Origin of the sequence: Desulfosporosinus nitroreducens, from assembly GCF_023897015.1 — a bacterium.
Classification (GTDB): domain Bacteria; phylum Bacillota; class Desulfitobacteriia; order Desulfitobacteriales; family Desulfitobacteriaceae; genus Desulfosporosinus; species Desulfosporosinus nitroreducens.
This window is the reverse complement of record NZ_JAMHFY010000092.1, coordinates 1-1,103: the sequence shown is the minus strand read 5'-3', so window position 1 is coordinate 1,103 and position 1,103 is coordinate 1. Positions and strand designations below refer to the sequence as shown.

At 41.0% G+C, this 1,103-nt stretch carries 1 protein-coding gene; it reads left to right on the top strand.

Going from position 1 to position 1,103, the window contains the following annotated elements; genetic code table 11:
* A partial coding sequence (locus M8E35_RS26310; RefSeq protein ID WP_252473927.1) for an IS1182 family transposase occupies window positions 1–1,103 on the top strand: 1,103 nt, incomplete at both ends.

Here is a 1,103-nt window from a genome sequence, read left to right as displayed (position 1 = left end):
AGTTCATGATAAAAAAGTATTTATTCCCTATATGCAAAACCAATTAACCCTTCCAATAAGTATTGAGAGCTTAATTCCAAACGATCATGTAGTCCGTGTTGTTAATAAAGCCGTTGACCAAATGAACCTAGAGCCAATACTAGCCAAATATCCTGGAGGCGGACGTTCAAGTTATCATCCGGTCATGATGATGAAGCTTCTGGTTTATGCTTATACGGATAAGATATTTTCGTGCAGAAGAATTGCTAAAGCAGCTCGTGAAAATATTATGTACATGTGGCTTTGTGGTGGTAATAAGCCGGATTTCATGGCAGTTAATCGTTTTCGCAGTGAGCGCATGAAAGATACAATCCTTGAAGTCTTTGCTGAAGTTGTGGCGCTGTTAGTGCGAGAGAACTACATAAAATTAGAGAACTACTTTTTGGATGGCACAAAGATCGAGGCGAATGCTAACAAATATAGCTGGGTCTGGGGTAAAGCGACCAAGCGATATAAAGAAGGCCTCATGGAGAAATGCCGGGAGTTGTTCAAAGAAATTGATAAAATCAACGAGGAAGAGAATAGCGATTACGGAGATTCTGACTTAGAAGAACTCGGTAACGGGAAACCTATTGATTCAGGAGCCATCGAGGAAGCAGTCCGGAAGATCGACGAAAGGCTTGCTCAAAAGTCACAGGATCAGAAACCCGATGATGAAACAAAAAAACTAAAAAAAGCCAGAAAAACTCTGGATAAAGATTACCTGCCGAGAATGCAGAAGTATGAAGGTCAACAAGCAATCTTAGAGGAAAGAAACAGCTATTCCAAAACGGACCAAGATGCCACCTTCATGCGGATGAAAGAAGATGCTATGAAAAACGGTCAGTTAAAGCCGGGTTACAATGTTCAAATCGGGACCGAGGATCAATTCATCGTTGGATTTAGCCTTCATCAGAAGCCTGGTGATACGACTTGCATGAAAGAGCATCTAGAGACCCTCAAGAACTTATTGGGTGGCAATCTCCCCAAGAAGATTATCGCTGATGCCGGTTATGGAAGCGAAGAGAATTATGAGTATTTGAACGAACGTCAGTTAGATCATTACGTTAAATATAATACGTTTC